General features: G+C 49.9%; 10 protein-coding genes. 3 read left to right on the top strand and 7 right to left on the bottom strand.

The genetic code is table 11. The features are described from left to right. Nucleotides 1–28: 28 nt before the first annotated feature. Nucleotides 29–1,018 carry a choloylglycine hydrolase gene (gene bsh / locus ACMP1L_RS05475; RefSeq protein ID WP_418452255.1) on the top strand — a complete coding sequence of 330 codons (990 nt, stop codon included), beginning with the start codon at nt 29–31 and terminating at the stop codon, nt 1,016–1,018. A 90-nt stretch (nt 1,019–1,108) separates the two neighbouring features. On the opposite strand, the gene ACMP1L_RS05470 is transcribed toward bsh, so the two are convergent. The 4 genes from ACMP1L_RS05470 to bioB all read right to left on the bottom strand — a co-directional run bounded on the left by ACMP1L_RS05470 (nt 1,109) and on the right by bioB (nt 4,534). After that, entirely contained in the window at nt 1,109–1,831 is a 723-nt protein-coding gene (locus ACMP1L_RS05470) for a hypothetical protein (RefSeq protein WP_118731845.1), read from the bottom strand. Between the two features lie 107 nt (nt 1,832–1,938). Further along, nucleotides 1,939–2,886 carry an alpha/beta hydrolase fold domain-containing protein gene (locus ACMP1L_RS05465; RefSeq protein WP_418452254.1) on the bottom strand — a complete coding sequence of 316 codons (948 nt, stop codon included), beginning with the start codon at nt 2,884–2,886 and terminating at the stop codon, nt 1,939–1,941. Nucleotides 2,887–2,979: 93 nt separating this feature from the next. After that, a complete protein-coding gene (locus ACMP1L_RS05460; protein ID WP_418452252.1) occupies nt 2,980–3,540 on the bottom strand; it encodes a biotin transporter BioY in 561 nt (186 codons plus the stop codon). Nucleotides 3,541–3,562: 22 nt separating this feature from the next. After that, nucleotides 3,563–4,534: a biotin synthase BioB gene (gene bioB, locus ACMP1L_RS05455; protein WP_418452251.1), complete on the bottom strand. Its 972-nt coding sequence runs from the start codon at nt 4,532–4,534 to the stop codon at nt 3,563–3,565. A 477-nt stretch (nt 4,535–5,011) separates the two neighbouring features. Between bioB and clpB the strand changes: the two genes are divergently transcribed. Beyond that, nucleotides 5,012–7,603, top strand: a complete 2,592-nt coding sequence (clpB, locus tag ACMP1L_RS05450) for an ATP-dependent chaperone ClpB (protein WP_418452250.1) — start codon at nt 5,012–5,014, stop codon at nt 7,601–7,603. A 640-nt stretch (nt 7,604–8,243) separates the two neighbouring features. On the opposite strand, the gene ACMP1L_RS05445 is transcribed toward clpB, so the two are convergent. Beyond that, complete coding sequence (locus tag ACMP1L_RS05445) at nt 8,244–9,128, bottom strand: LysR family transcriptional regulator (protein ID WP_418452248.1); 885 nt, start codon at nt 9,126–9,128, stop codon at nt 8,244–8,246. Between the two features lie 275 nt (nt 9,129–9,403). On the opposite strand from ACMP1L_RS05445, the gene ACMP1L_RS05440 reads away from it, so the two are divergent. Further along, nucleotides 9,404–11,785, top strand: a complete 2,382-nt coding sequence (locus ACMP1L_RS05440; protein WP_418452247.1) for a phosphoketolase family protein — start codon at nt 9,404–9,406, stop codon at nt 11,783–11,785. Nucleotides 11,786–11,901: 116 nt separating this feature from the next. On the opposite strand, the gene ACMP1L_RS05435 is transcribed toward ACMP1L_RS05440, so the two are convergent. Together ACMP1L_RS05435 and ACMP1L_RS05430 are read right to left on the bottom strand one after the other, a co-directional pair. Continuing rightward, nucleotides 11,902–13,644, bottom strand: coding sequence for a [FeFe] hydrogenase, group A (locus ACMP1L_RS05435; protein ID WP_418452246.1), 1,743 nt, complete (start codon nt 13,642–13,644; stop codon nt 11,902–11,904). Then, entirely contained in the window at nt 13,638–15,470 is a 1,833-nt protein-coding gene (locus tag ACMP1L_RS05430; protein ID WP_118731851.1) for an NAD(P)-binding protein, read from the bottom strand. The genes ACMP1L_RS05435 and ACMP1L_RS05430 overlap by 7 nt, the downstream gene beginning before the upstream one ends. Between the last annotated feature and the right edge of the window lie 134 nt (nt 15,471–15,604).

The raw sequence follows: 15,604 nt of genomic DNA, 5'->3' as shown, positions 1-15,604 counted from the left end.
ATGGAATGATAAAGAAGGAGGAACCGCGATGTGTACAGCAGCAGTCTATCAAACAAAAGACTTTTATTTTGGACGGAATCTGGATTACGAATTTCCGTACGGGGAGGAGGTTATAGTCACACCCCGGAATTATCCGTTCCAATTCCGTTTCCTTGGTGAGATGGAGCATCATTATGCCATGATCGGCATGGCACATATTGCGGATAACTATCCGCTTTATTACGATGCGGTAAATGAAAAAGGGCTCGGCATGGCCGGTCTGAACTTTGTGGGAAACGCTGTGTACGGAGAACCCGTAACCGATGGAACAAAAGAAAATGTTGCGCAGTTTGAACTGCCGCTGTGGCTGTTGGGACAGTGCGCAACTGTGAAAGAGGTGCGTGCGCTGCTTGCAAAAATCCAGATCACGAATACGCCATTCAATGAAAAATATCCGGTTTCCCAGCTCCACTGGATGATCGCGGACCGGGAAGAAACCATCGTAGTGGAAGCCGTGGCAGACGGACTTCATATTTATGATAATCCGGCCGGAGTCCTCACAAACAACCCGCCGTTTCCGCAGCAGATGTTCCGCTTAAATGATTACCGCGGTCTGTCTCCGAGGCAGCCGGAAAACACCTTCGCACCGGGACTTGACCTTACGGCCTACAGTCGCGGTATGGGTGCATTGGGGCTGCCGGGCGATCTATCTTCTGCATCCCGCTTTATACGGGCTGCTTATGTCCGTGCAAATTCTTTATCGAAAGACTCTGAAAGCGCAAGTGTGAGCCAGTTCTTCCATATCCTGCACTCCGTAGAGCAGCAGAGAGGTTGCTGCGATGTAGGCGGCGAAAAGTACGAGATCACGATTTATACTTCCTGTTGCAATGCAGACAAGGGAATCTACTACTACACCACCTACGAAAATCACCAGATCACAGGCGTGGACATGCATGCGGAGAATCTGGACGGGGCAGAACTCGCGCGATATCCGCTTGTGCAGGGCGAGCAGATCTGCTGGCAGAACAAGGAAAAGTAACAACATCTTATATTTATAATAGGCCCGTGCGGGCTGCTGGTCTGATTTTATCAGTCAACTGCCTGCACAGGCCTTGGTATTATGCGCAACCTAATTACAGTTTTCTTTTACAAATTGTACGATATCTTCATTTACTTCCATGATTCGAGGATCGTTTTCCATCTCAGAAATACTCATCCAACAATAGGAAACGCCATCAATCTCAAATGAATTCGATCTCGCAGCATTCGGAAAAGAAGAAATATTTGCCAAATACAATTTGTGACTGTAAATACGTTCTTCTTTATGGCTTTCCGAGTATTTCTTACTGAGATTTTGGGCAATATACTGGAGCTTTATATCGTCTGCTTTTATTTTTAACTTGTTTGATATTCCAGATACAATAAAGTTTTCGTTATTCGTGTTATCTTTGAAGTTTAAGAATAAATAAGCATTCCAACGGGTATCGTAGTAGAGTAAAAATTTATTTGGAAATTCATCAAACGTGTTTTTGATTGCAATAATTGAATGATTGTGAGTTATTTCATTCAGCCTATTGATGTCCTGAAAAAGATCTTCGTATGTATAGGAGTTTTTGGAACAATGATAGATATCAAAAATACTTTTTCCGGTAAAAAATAAGCCTAATAGGACGAAAATAGTTTTTATGACAATGCCAGAAATTATGAAAAAATCGCTATAAGAAGCCCAAATTACAGATATCAAAAAAGAGACTGCTGATAATAAACTATCCCATACAACAGTCTTACCTATAAATTGTTTCTTTTGTTCGAGCAATAAATTCAACTTAACATCATCCAGTAATATTTTCATATGTATTGTTCCTTTGCAAAATGAAAAAACCATTATATAGCATTGCAATAAAAAACACAAGAACTTTTCTCTAGGATAACATAGGAAAATCGTAAGCGCAAGGCGATTCAATCGACAAAATTCGCGCGTATAAAATCTAAAAGCCGGTGGTAAGAAATCTTTCCCTCTGGAACCAGGCGGGCAAATACGACATAAATATGGAACATTCCCGGCTGGATCTCACAGGTGACCGGAACCTGACATGCTTTCAGCTTCTCTACGACCTGTAAAGTCTCGTCATACAGCATTTCATGGGTGCCAACAGAGAAAAACATGGGTGGAAAGCCGTGATAATCCCCGAAGATCGGTGAAACATACGGATCTGTCCGGTCTGCATTTCCCAGAAATGAAAAAATCTTTCCCTGCATGAGTGCCTGCAGGCGATCTTCGGTCAGAGTTTTTCCCTTGTTGCCGAACATGACATCCCTTCCGTAATTGTCACGGAAGCTCTGGGTGTTGCAGGTCATGTCGGTCCAGGCGGAGATACAGAATGCGGCTCTCGGCATGGTTTTGTTTAGATCCCGCAGCTTTAAGAGCAGAGCCAGGGCCAGATTGGCGCCTGCGGAGTCACCGCCCAGTATGATCTGGTCCGGCGCATAACCCTGCCGTTTGGTAAGATCATCCCAAAGATCCAGGGCTTCATTTAATTGTGTGGGGTATTGGTAGTCCGGAGCGCACCGGTAATCCAGGTAAATGGTCTCGCAGCCATTGGCTGCTTGAAAAAAGCCGGTGGAAAAATTGCGGTAGGATGGCACCAGGCCGTCCCGGTAGGCACCTCCATGAAAATATAGGAGTACACGTCCGGTACGTCCGGTGTCTGTACGGATGACACGTTGAAAGGCAGTGCCGCCTGGTGTGGTCTCTGCAGACCAGGTGTAGGCTTCTGGCAAGCGGTCTTTATTGAAAAAAGCATTCTGCCAGCGGTGTCTTGCGGCAGAATGCTTTTTATGTGGCGCATTATGATTCATATTTTTCCAGATCATATGACTGATCAGGAGACCTCGGATGGATGTCATGTTTTTTTCCTCGCCTGTTTAAGGTTTTGTGTTTTTACGGTTCGTTGTCTCATGGAGACACCCATGACATCCATTATACTACAGTTGTTGCTATTATTGAACCACAGAACCCAGTCTTTTGCGGATCTCCGGACCGATACTCATGGCAAGCACTATCTTGATGAGGTCAGCCGGGATAAATGGGATAACACAGACTGCAAGGGCAGCCGATACCGTGTAGTTGGCCTGGAAGCAGAACCATACAGTTCCGAGTGCGTAACAGATCATGGTGCCGACGATCATGCCGACCAGCTGGACCCAGCGCTTTTTGCAGTGGTCAATCACAAATCCGGCAATGATCGCCATCGGGATAAAGCCTACAATGTAACCGCCGGTTGGTCCGGCGAGCTTGGCAACGCCGCCGGTAAAACCGGAAAAGACAGGAAGTCCGGCAAAGCCGAGCAGTAAATAAATGAAATAACTGATTGTCCCTTTTTTCCAGTCCAACAGGTAAAGAGATAGATAGATGGCGAAATTAGTAAGAGAGATCGGCACCGGCCCGATCGGGATGGACAGCGGTGCGAGAATACAGGTGACAGCGGTCATAAGCGCTGTCATAGTCATGGCATAAGTGTTGCTTCTCCGGAAAGATCTGGCGGTAGTCTGGTTTGTCATAGTGAACTCCTTTCGTTTTTTGTTAAGCGGATTCGATTTCGTAAGTGAAACCGGCTTCCTCAATGGCCCGGATGGTATCCTGGATTCCCTGCCCGCCCGCGGTCAGGTAACCGGAGGCAAAAATGGAATCCACCACGCGGAGCAGGTCTTTTTCTTTTCCCTTAAAATAAACTTCCCGTCCGGCAGCACAGCGGATATCAGATTTCGGGACCAGAAGTCTGGCAAGGCAGAGCACCTTCAGACAGTATTCCGTTGTGAGCCCAGAAATATCGGCGTGCTCTAACGGAGTGCCCGGGATCGGAAGCAGGAAATTGATCGGGAGTGCTTCCGGCTGGATCTCGCGGAGTTCCAGAAGCATGTCGACAACATCTTCTTTGGACTCGCCCATGCCGATGATCCCGCCGCTGCAGATCTCAAATCCCAGTCCCTGAAGCATTTTGATGTTGGCCACGCGCTGCTCAAAGGTATGGGTGGAGCAGATGTTGGGATAATAGGAACGGCTACTGTTTAAATTGTGGTTGATGCGGTCGAGCCCGGCTTCTTTTAAGATTTTCGCCTGATGCTCGGTCAGAAAGCCGATGGAACAGCACAGATGCGTACCGGTTTCTTTCATTTTACAGATCCGTTTCGCCAGATCTTCGATTTCCGCGTCGGTGAATTTCATTCCGCTTAAGCCGATACAGTGGCGGGACAGATGGTTCTCGTTGACAAAGTCATTGTCTTTATATAATTTCTCATCGTCTACCCATTTGTATTTATCAATCTCAGCTTTGGAGCGGCAGGACTGGGCACAGTAAGTGCAGTCCTGGGAACAGTTTCCGCTGCGGGCATTGGTCAGGATATGGATGCTTACATGGTTTCCTTTATACTTTCTGCGCAGGACTTCTGCACGGGCGATGAGTTCCGGAAGTTCTCCATCCGGAGTGTTTAAGATGGCAAGCGCTTCCTCGCGGGAAAGCTGTGGATCGGTGGAAATATCAGGCGTTGTGCTCATAAGATCGGATCTCCTTTGATATGGTAAATAAAAATTGGTTTTGAGAAATAAAATAGCACGAGGAGATATAATTGTCAACATATAATTGAAAATTGGTTAACAATTAGATGCAAGGAAATAGAAGACAGCCAGAGCATGTGGACAAGGGAGTCCATGTATTGCGATGAAATAAGAATATTAGACTGGATCCAGACTTTTCGGACACCGCTTGGGGATTCGCTGCCGTGTCGGCGCTCTTTTTTGCCGGGGAGAAGAAAATCTGGAAAGAAGCTTTTTTGGATTCCCGCAGACGAAAAACCAGCTCTTTTGCATTTGCAGAAGATGGCATTGTGAAAGACACAAATTCTTCACAAATAATTAGCACTCACCTCTTGACAGTGCTAACAACATGTGCTATAGTACAGCTAATGTTATAGAAGTAGTATAACAGATGAGATAAAAGATGACGTTGCACTAAAAGGAATGGAGGTGTGATTTATGAATATAAACAAATTTACCCAGAAATCAATGGAAGCCGTCCAGAACTGTGAAAAGCTTGCTTACGAATATGGCAATCAGCAGATCGAACAGGAGCATCTGTTCTACAGTCTGCTCACATTGGATGACAGCCTTATTTTAAAATTGTTAACCAAGATGGGCATCAGCAAAGAGCTGATCACCAATGAAGCACAGCAGAAGCTGGCAGGACTGCCGAAGGTAAGCGGTTCCAGTCAGGTTTACATCAGCAATGATTTAAATAAAGTCCTCATCAATGCGGAGGACGAATCCAAAGCCATGGGCGATGAATATGTCTCCGTTGAGCATATTTTCCTGTCCATGTTAAAGTATGCGGACCGTACCATGAAGGATCTGTTCCGCCAGTACGGCATTACCCGCGACACCTTTTTGCAGGCACTGTCTACGGTGCGCGGCAACCAGAGAGTTGTCAGCGACAATCCGGAAGCAACCTATGACACCCTGGAAAAATATGGCTACGACCTGGTAGAGCGTGCGAAGGACCAGAAGCTTGACCCGGTCATCGGTCGTGACAGCGAGATCCGTAATGTAATCCAGATTCTTTCCCGAAAGACCAAGAACAACCCGGTCCTGATCGGTGAGCCTGGTGTTGGTAAGACGGCGGTTGTCGAGGGACTGGCCCAGCGTATTGTCCGCGGCGATGTGCCGGAAGGCTTAAAGAACCGCAAGCTGTTTGCGCTGGATATGGGCGCGCTGGTTGCAGGCGCCAAGTACCGTGGCGAGTTTGAGGAGCGGTTAAAAGCCGTTCTGGAAGAAGTGAAAAAGAGTGAAGGACAGATCATTCTGTTCATCGATGAGCTGCATACCATTGTGGGAGCTGGCAAGACCGAGGGCTCCATGGATGCAGGCAACCTGTTAAAACCGATGCTTGCCAGAGGCGAGCTGCACTGTATCGGTGCGACCACACTGGATGAATACCGGAAATACATTGAGAAAGATGCGGCCCTGGAACGTCGTTTCCAGCCGGTGCTGGTAGACCAGCCGACCGTAGAAGATACCATTTCCATTCTGCGTGGTATCAAGGAGCGTTACGAAGTGTTCCACGGTGTCAAGATCACGGACTCTGCCCTGGTGGCAGCAGCTGTGCTTTCTGACCGTTACATCACCGACCGCTTCCTGCCGGATAAGGCGATCGACCTGGTTGATGAGGCCTGCGCCCTGATCAAGACCGAGCTTGACTCCATGCCGACCGAACTGGATGAACTTTCCAGAAAGATCATGCAGATGGAGATTGAGGAGACTGCATTAAAGAAAGAGACAGATCATTTGAGCCAGGAGCGTCTGGCGGATCTGCAGAAAAATCTGGCAGAGTTGCATGACGAGTTTGCCAGCAAGAAGGCACAGTGGGAGAATGAAAAGAATTCTGTTTCCCATCTTTCTGCTCTCCGCGAAGAGATTGAGCAGGTGAACCGTGATATTGCTGCGGCCCAGCAGCAGTACGATCTGAATAAGGCCGCTGAGCTTCAGTACGGCAAGCTGCCGCAGCTGCAGAAACAGCTGGAAGCAGAGGAAGAAAAAGTAAAGAATCAGGATCTGAGCCTGGTGCATGAAAGTGTCACTGAAGATGAGATCGCAAGAATCATTTCCCGCTGGACCGGTATTCCGGTAAGCAAGTTAAATGAGAGCGAGCGCAGCAAGATCCTGCATCTGGATACGGTCCTGCATAAACGGGTCGTAGGCCAGGATGAGGGCGTGGAGAAGGTTACCGAAGCAATCCTTCGTTCCAAGGCCGGCATCAAGGATCCGACCAAACCGATTGGTTCCTTCCTGTTCCTTGGACCGACCGGTGTCGGCAAGACTGAGCTTGCGAAAGCCCTGGCTGAGGCACTGTTCGACGATGAGAACAATATGGTCCGTATCGATATGAGTGAGTACATGGAGAAACATTCTGTAGCCCGCCTGATCGGAGCACCTCCGGGATATGTCGGCTACGATGAGGGTGGTCAGCTGACCGAGGCAGTCCGCAGAAAACCGTACTCTGTTGTTCTCTTCGATGAGGTGGAAAAGGCACATCCGGATGTATTCAATGTCCTGCTTCAGGTATTGGACGATGGACGTATCACCGATTCCACCGGCAAGACCGTGGACTTCAAGAACACCATTCTGATCATGACCTCCAACATCGGTTCCCAGTATCTGCTGGATGGCATCGATGAAAACGGCAATATCAAGCCGGAGGCTGAGGCTATGGTCATGCAAGATCTGCGTGCCCACTTCCGTCCGGAGTTCTTGAACCGTCTGGATGAGACGATCCTCTTCAAGCCGTTAACAAAGGATAACATCAGTCATATTGTGGATCTGATGGTAGCCGATGTGAACCGCCGTCTGGAAGACCGCGAGCTGAAGGTAGAACTGACCGACAATGCCAAGACCTTCGTGACGGATCATGGTTACGACCCGGCCTACGGTGCACGTCCGCTGAGAAGATATCTCCAGAAGAACGTAGAGACCCTGGCAGCAAGGATCATCCTGGAAGGTAATATCAGTGAAGGCCAGACCATCGTGATCGATACCGATGAGAAAGGCGAGAAGCTGATCGCATACGTGGAATAAAAATTTGCTTCATAAAACCAAATAAGGTCCGGAAGAGAAAGAGACCGCTTTCCTATATTTTCACATATCGTTGTTTGCTTGCTCTCGCTAACACGCGTTCGCCTGTGTCGGATTAACATCCGCCACATTCGGACGTGTGTGCTCAAGATGCAAACACCTGATATGTTGAAAATCTCGGAGAGCGGTCTCATTCACTTCCTGCTGTATTGGCTTCGCTACAAAAATAAGAATGGCTGTGTTATTTATTATCCTGGCATAGCCAGTAGAGTAGAAGTTCCGGGCACCCCATACAGAATGAGCGGCACATTGGAATTTTCCTGCATTGCATATCAAGAACGCGCCAGTGACGCGTTCGCAGATTCATGCGCGAGCATAGCGCCAGACCGGAGAGCCATCATGAGAACAGAATTTACAGCCATAAGTTGTATTTAGCTTCTGTTGCGAGCTTCCCGGATGTGGCGAAACAGAATGCTTTTGAGATTGATGGGGTTCAGTATTGCTGGATGAGCATTTCTGAAATGGAAAATGATCCTCGGATCATGGAAGTGAATGCGGATATTGTGCAATTTGTGAAGGATAACTGCAATGAATAAAAAAGAAAAAATGCCTTGGCGTGAAAATATGTGCCAGGGCATTTTTGTTATTTTGCAAATTTTTGAAACGCCTTCGATGCTACACTCTGCGGATATTCCGAATCGGAGATCAGCAGGATATTGCGTTCCGGGAACTGCTCTTCAATCTGGACCTGGAAGATGTTTCTGGCGGCGAGTTCGCTGTGGGCGAAGGCTTCGGGGATAAATCCGATGCCGAGGTTGTGGCGCACAGCCGGGAGAATCAGATCGGTGGTGGCCAGCTCCATATCCGGCGAGAAGGTAAGACCGTACTGCGCAAAGTAGGTATTTAAGAAGGTACGGCTGATGGATTCTGAGGTCAGGCTGATCCAGGGGTAGGCGGCCAGCTCCCGGAGCGAGACAGGACGGTCCTTCAGTTCGGAAAAACGGCTGCCGCTGATGAGGATATCCCGGTAGGTATGTAATTTTTTCATGCGCAGCGGTCCGGAAAGGTGGAGTGGAAGAGAAGAAACCACGGCAAAGTCCACCTTGCCATCCCGCACCGCCTGAATGGAATCCTGAGTGCTGTGGTTTAAAATCTGGAAATGAACGCCCGGATATTCCTGATGGAAGGCTTCCATGGCCTCAAAGAGCCAGGAGTGCAGGGCCGTCTCGGTGGCGCTGATGGAGATAGTGCCGTTTTCGAGCTTAAGCAGGTCGCTTAAATGGCTTTCCGCTCGGAAAAACTGCAGGCAGCCGGCAGAGACATACTCAAAGAACCGGTTTCCCTCTGCCGTCAGTTCCATGCCGGATTTACTGCGGATGAAGAGGCGGCAGCCCAGGTCGGCTTCCAGCTTGTGGATAACGCGGGTCACGGCAGGCTGGCTGGTGTTCAATGCAGCGGCGGCGCGGGTTAAGTTGCCGTATTTTGCGACATAGTAAAAGATTTTATAGTATTCGAAATTAGATGTCATGGTATATTCTCCAAGTTTATCAGTCTGTTTTTCTCAAAAGGTTGTCTCCATTATAGTACAGAAATCAAGGGAAATCCACGGTTTGCGGCATATCCATATCAAATTGATATGAATATAATGCAGAAATTGCATTTTACAGATTGGATTGTATGTGCGAAAATACAATGCGTAAACGTTAGAAAAATAACAAACCCAATTTTTGAGCAAGAAACGCAACGTTTCCCATGTTGCGCAGACAGCAGCAAAACGACGTAAGCAAAGAAAGAGGTAAGATCATGGAGAACAACACCTGTCTGGAAAAGCAGCCTCTGTGTGAGGAAATGCTGGAAAAGATGAACGCCTACTGGCGTGCGGCAAACTATCTGTCTGCCGGTCAGTTATATCTGTTAGATAATCCGCTTTTAAAGAAACCGCTGAGCATGGATCAGATCAAAAAGAAAATCGTAGGACACTGGGGAACCGTTCCTGGCCAGAACTTTGTGTATGTGCACTGCAACCGTGCTATCAAGCGCTATGATCTGGATATGATCCTTCTTTCCGGTCCGGGACATGGCGGAAACTTCCTGATCGCCAACACCTATCTGGACGGAAGCTACAGCGAGGTATATCCGAATATCAGCCAGGATGAGGAAGGCATGAAGAAGATGTTCAAGCAGTTCTCCTTCCCGTGCGGTGTTCCGAGCCACTGCGCTCCGGAAACGCCTGGTTCCATCAACGAGGGCGGTGAGCTGGGTTACTCCATTGCGCATGCATTTGGCGCCGTGTTTGATAACCCGGACCTGATCGCAACGGTAGTTGTAGGCGATGGCGAGGCCGAGACCGGTCCGCTTGCAACTTCCTGGCAGTCCAATAAATTCTTAAACCCGGTAACCGATGGTGCAGTTCTTCCAATCCTGCACTTAAATGGTTACAAGATCAGCAACCCGACCATTTTCTCCCGTATCCCGCATGACGAGATCAAGTCCTTCTTCGAGGGCTGCGGCTGGAAGCCGTACTTTGTTGAGGGTGATGATCCGATGACCATGCACAAGAAGATGGCAGAGACCGTGGATACCGTCATCGAGGAGATCAAAGCCATTCAGAAGCATGCAAGAGAGGAGCAGGATCCGGAGCGTCCGAAGTGGCCAATGATCATCCTGCGCACTCCGAAGGGTTGGACTGGTCCAAAGGTAGTAGACGGACAGCAGATCGAGGGTTCTTTCCGTGCCCATCAGGTGCCGATCAGTATGGAAAAACCGGAGCATTTACAGCTGTTAGAAGCGTGGTTAAAGAGCTACCACGCAGAAGAACTGTTTGATGAAACAGGACGTCTGATTCCGGAACTGGCTGAGCTGGCTCCAAAGGGCAATGCGCGTCTGGGTGCAAACCCGCATGCAAACGGCGGACTGCTGCTGAAAGATCTGCGCCTTCCGGATTTCCGCGAGTACGGTATTCCGGTGGAGCCGGGCAAGACCAAGGCCCAGGATATGATCGAGCTTGGCGGCTATATCCGTGATATTTTCAAGCTCAATGAGGACAGCAAGAACTTCCGCATCTTCGGACCGGATGAGAGCATGTCTAACCGTCTGTATAAAGTATTTGAGGAGCAGAACCGCGACTGGAACGGCGAGCTGCTTTCGACCGATGACAAGCTGGCAAGAAATGGCCGCATCATGGACAGTATGCTGAGTGAGCATATGTGCGAGGGCTGGCTGGAGGGTTATCTGTTAACCGGCCGTCATGGTTTCTTCGCAAGCTATGAGGCATTCATCCGTATTGTGGATTCTATGGCAGCACAGCACGCAAAGTGGTTAAAGGTCTGCAACCAGCTGTCCTGGAGACGCCCGATCGCTTCTTTAAACTTCATCCTGACCTCCAACGTATGGCAGCAGGATCACAACGGATTTACTCATCAGGATCCGGGCTTCTTAGATCACATCGCCAATAAGAAAGCAGATGTTGTCCGCATGTATCTTCCGCCGGATACCAACTGCCTGCTTTCCTGCTTTGATCACTGCATCAAGAGTAAGAACTATGTGAATGCGATCGTTGCATCCAAGCATCCGAGCTGCCAGTGGCTATCCATGGAGCAGGCTGTAAAGCACTGCACCCAGGGTATCGGTATCTGGGAGTGGGCAAGCAATGACTGCGGCGAGGAGCCGGATGTGGTTATGGCATGCTGCGGCGATACTCCGACCCTGGAGACCATGGCTGCTGTTACCATTCTGAGAGATGAGCTTCCTGAGCTGAAGATCCGCGTTGTAAATGTGGTTGACCTGTTCAAGATGGAGTCCGACCATAAACATCCGCACGGCTTAAGCGATGCAGAGTACGATGCAATCTTTACTCCGGATAAGCCGGTTATCTTCGCATTCCACGGTTATCCGACCCTGATTCATGAGCTGACCTACGAGCGCAACAACCACAATATGTCTGTTCATGGTTACCAGGAGGAAGGCACCATCACGACACCGTTCGACATGCGTGTCCAGAACCAGCTTGACCGCTTCAGTCTGGTAAAAGATGCGGTAATGCATTTGCCGCAGTTAGGTAACCGTGGTTCCTTCCTGATCCAGAAAATGAATGATAAGTTGGTAGAGCACAAGCAGTATATTGCCGAGTACGGACAGGATATGGAGGAAATCCGCAACTGGGAGTGGCATGTACCGGAAAAATAAGCGCAGTTAATAAATAGAAATATCATATAATATAAGAAACGCCGCCACGGCAAAACCGGGGCGGCGTTTCTTTGGCAAATAGAAGGATAATAAAAAGTGAGTGACTTTTGCGCGAATTATGGTTCTTCGTGCATGGACCATGCATTGTGGTCCGTGTGTAAGATCATGTGGGACTTGTGGGAAAGAGGATGTTCAAGGAAATCCTGGTACAGCTTTGCCACGTCCTGATTCTCATGGGAGAACCGGATCTTACTGTTCTTGTCGAGGAAGTGCAGGTTTTCACCGCGCACACCTGCAAGTTCTTTGCCGTCACAGATCGGCTGTCCGCCGCCGCCGACACAGCCGCCGGGGCAGGCCATGACTTCTACGAAGTCATAAGATACATCGCCGCGCCGGATCGCCTCGAGGAGTTTTCTTGTGTTGCCGAGGCCACTGACAATGGCGGTGCGGACCGTGGTTCCGTTAAAGTCGAGGTTTGCTTCTGTGAGTGCATAGTCTTCATTGACGGTACGGATGTCATCAAAGAAATCCGGGTCCGGATTTTTGCCGGACAGGGCATGGTAAGCGGTTCGAAGTGCCGCCTCCATGACACCGCCGGTTGCGCCGAAGATGACACCGGCACCGGTCCACTCCTGCATGAGGCTGTCTGGCTTTCGGTCAGTCAGCACTTCCGGCCGGATGTGGGTTTCGCGGAGCATGCGCGTGAACTCTCGTGTGGTCAGCACAATGTCCACGTCTTTCCCTGCGTATTCTTTATAGTAGAAATCCATGTCTGCCTCTGCCTTTTTGGCAACGCAGGGCATAACGGATACGGTCACAATATTTTCCGGGTCCACGCCGATGGACTGGGCGAAGTAGGTCTTCATGACAGCACCAAACATCTGCTGCGGGGATTTCGCGGTCGAAAGCTGCGAAACCATCTCCGGGAACTGGGTTTTTACAAAACGCAGCCAGCCCGGACAGCAGGAGGTGAACATCGGTCGGTTGTTTAAGGAACCGCTCTGGAACCGCTCCAGAAATTCGGTTGCTTCTTCCATGATCGTTAAGTCGGCGGAGAAGGACGTGTCGAATACGTAGTCCGCGCCCATGCGCTTCCAGGCATCTAAAATCTTGCCGACGGTAGCGTCTTCGCGTTTCATTCCCATGGCTTCGCCCCATGCAGTGCGGACTGCGGGAGCAATCTGGACTACAACGGTTTTCTTTTCATCTGCAATGGCATCCCATACTTTTTCGGTGTCATCGCGCTCGCGCAGGGCGCCCACCGGACAGTGGGTGATGCACTGGCCGCAGAGGGCACAGTCTGCATCGGTGATCTTGCGGTTGCCTTTGACATTGACGGTGGTTCTGGAACCGGTACTGGTCACATCCCAGATACCCAGTCCCTGCACTTTATCGCAGACCTGGATGCAGCGCATGCACTTGATGCACTTTTCCGTGTCGCGGATGAGCGGGAAATTCTTATCCCATGGAGCATGTTCTACACGCTCTTTAAACGGAAGGTCGATGATGTTTAAGTCGTTTGAAAGCGTCTGCAGGGTACAGTTGCCGCTGCGGACACAGGTTGCGCACTTAAAGTCGTGCTGGGAGAGAATGAGCTGTACATTCTGTTTTCTTGCCACACGGACCCTCGGACTGTTTGTCAGGATCTCCAGTCCCTCCTGCACTTTATTGTTGCAGGAGGTTACCAGCTGCTCTTTTCCGACAACCTCCACGAGACATACGCGGCAAGCTGCAATCTCGTTGATATTTTTTAAATAGCAGAGCTTTGGAATGTCGATTCCTGCAAGGGCAGCCGCTTCCATAATGGTGGTTCCCTCCGGAACCGAGATTTCGTTATGATCGATCTTTAAATTTACCATTTGTTTTCACGACCTCCTTTGAAGATTCCATAGCCGAAGTGATCGCAGCCGAGGCAGCGGCTTGCTTCCTGTCTTGCTTCTGCTTCGGTCATGCAGTTTTCCACGCCTTCGAAATCGCAGACGCGCTCACAGGCCTCGCGCTCGGTCATATTGACACGGCCACATGGAATGCGGTCACGCAGATCAGGCTCCGGAAGCACAACATCGCAGCTGATCGTGTGACGGAAACCAAGATATTCGTCGATGTTTGCCGCAACGACCTTGGCAGCGGCAATGGCTTTGATTACGGATGCCGGACCGGACGCGCAGTCGCCGCCTGCAAATACGCCAGGCATATTGTCGAAACCGCCGTAGCGCTCGGTCTGGATCTTGCCGCGGTTGACCGGAAGACCGGCTTCCTCGAAGTGCTGGAATTCGATATCCTGTCCGATTGCCACGATCAGGGTCTGGCACGGAACAAAGATATCCGGCTCGCCGGTCGCACGCACACTGGCTCTGCCGCCTTTAATCTTGCTGATCATCTGCGGGGTGACATAGACACCGCGCACATGGTTGTTTTCATCGACATCGATCCGGGCCGGAGCCATCAGGGTTTTTACTTCAATGCCCTCGGCAACAGCGCCTTCAATCTCACCCGGAAGTGCAGTCATATCAGCTACACGGCGCCGGTAGAGGATAGAAACCTTCTTTGCACCGAGACGTTTTGCTGTTCGGACTGCATCCATGGAAACGTTGCCGCCGCCAATGACAGCAACCTCCTGTCCGCTCAGATCCGGATTTAAGTTCTTTCCGACATCACGCAGGAAGCGGACTGCGGAGATGACACCTTCTGCAGATTCTCCTTCAATGCCAAGCTTTTTATCTGTGCTTGCGCCGATGGTGATGAGCACGGCATCGTATTCCTTGCGCAGTTCCTGAATTGTAATGTCAGTACCGATCCGTTTTCCGTACTCGACTTTCACACCAGTCTCCAGAATGGCGTTGATATCGTCATCAAGACGCTCCTTTGGCAGACGGTAGTTCGGGATGCCGTAGCGGAGCATGCCGCCCAGTTTCGGGAGCATTTCAAAAACGGTGGTCTGATGTCCCATGAGCTGCAGATAATAAGCTGCGCTTAAGCCGCCCGGGCCGCCGCCGATGATGGCGATCTTTTTGCCGGTGGAAGCAGCACAGGATGGCGGAGGAACTTTGCCAGCATAATCTGCTGCGAAGCGTTTCAATCCGCGGATGTTGACGGCATCGTCAATGATGTTTCTGCGGCAGCGGGCCTCACATGGATGCTCACAGATGAAGCCGCAGGTGGTCGGAAATGGATTGTCCTTGCGGATCAGACGGATGGCATCGGCGTAGCGGCCTTCGCGTACCAGGGAAACATAGCCTGGGATATCCACATGTGCTGGGCAAAGGGAAACGCACGGAACCGGCTGCGTGTAGTTGCAGGTACAGCGGCCCTGATGAACGTGTTCCTCATAGTCCTCACGGCATTCTTTTAAGCTTCGGTATACCGTATGGGCAGCTTCGTAGCCAATGGCACAGTCAGCACCGTTCATAATACTCTGGGACAGTTCCTCCATGAGCTTTAAGGTTTCCATGGTGGCTTCCCCGTTCATAACATCGGTGAGCAGGTTCTTTAACTGCCACAGGCCGACACGGCACGGGACACATTTGCCGCAGGTGTGGGTGTGGCACATTTCCACAAAGGCTCTGGTCATGTCAACCGGGCAGAGACCTGGCGGACTGGATTCGATTCGGCGTTCCAGGTCTTTGTACAGCTCCTCGATCATGAGCTGAGCCTGGTTGGGACTGGTGATTTCCAAACGACTCATAGTAGGTGTTCCTCCCTTTTTGTTAGGTGGCCATGCGCTTGATCGCCACGTTATTGTACAAAATGATGATGTTTCTCAAATACAACTGCCTCTAAGTATACAGAGTGCCAGAGAAAAAGGCAAGCAAAAACTAA

It is taken from the genome of Ventrimonas sp. (assembly GCF_048380235.1).
GTDB lineage: Bacteria > Bacillota > Clostridia > Lachnospirales > Lachnospiraceae > Brotaphodocola.
This window is presented reverse-complemented; position numbering and strand designations above follow the sequence as displayed.

Excerpts from the sequence above, each read along its gene's own strand:
- bsh (WP_418452255.1), top strand. The coding sequence starts at position 29 with ATGTGTACAGCAGCAGTCTATCAAACAAAAGACTTTTATTTTGGACGG.
- ACMP1L_RS05470 (WP_118731845.1), bottom strand. The coding sequence starts at position 1,831 with ATGAAAATATTACTGGATGATGTTAAGTTGAATTTATTGCTCGAACAA.
- ACMP1L_RS05465 (WP_418452254.1), bottom strand. The coding sequence starts at position 2,886 with ATGACATCCATCCGAGGTCTCCTGATCAGTCATATGATCTGGAAAAAT.
- ACMP1L_RS05460 (WP_418452252.1), bottom strand. The coding sequence starts at position 3,540 with ATGACAAACCAGACTACCGCCAGATCTTTCCGGAGAAGCAACACTTAT.
- bioB (WP_418452251.1), bottom strand. The coding sequence starts at position 4,534 with ATGAGCACAACGCCTGATATTTCCACCGATCCACAGCTTTCCCGCGAG.
- clpB (WP_418452250.1), top strand. The coding sequence starts at position 5,012 with ATGAATATAAACAAATTTACCCAGAAATCAATGGAAGCCGTCCAGAAC.
- ACMP1L_RS05445 (WP_418452248.1), bottom strand. The coding sequence starts at position 9,128 with ATGACATCTAATTTCGAATACTATAAAATCTTTTACTATGTCGCAAAA.
- ACMP1L_RS05440 (WP_418452247.1), top strand. The coding sequence starts at position 9,404 with ATGGAGAACAACACCTGTCTGGAAAAGCAGCCTCTGTGTGAGGAAATG.
- ACMP1L_RS05435 (WP_418452246.1), bottom strand. The coding sequence starts at position 13,644 with ATGGTAAATTTAAAGATCGATCATAACGAAATCTCGGTTCCGGAGGGA.
- ACMP1L_RS05430 (WP_118731851.1), bottom strand. The coding sequence starts at position 15,470 with ATGAGTCGTTTGGAAATCACCAGTCCCAACCAGGCTCAGCTCATGATC.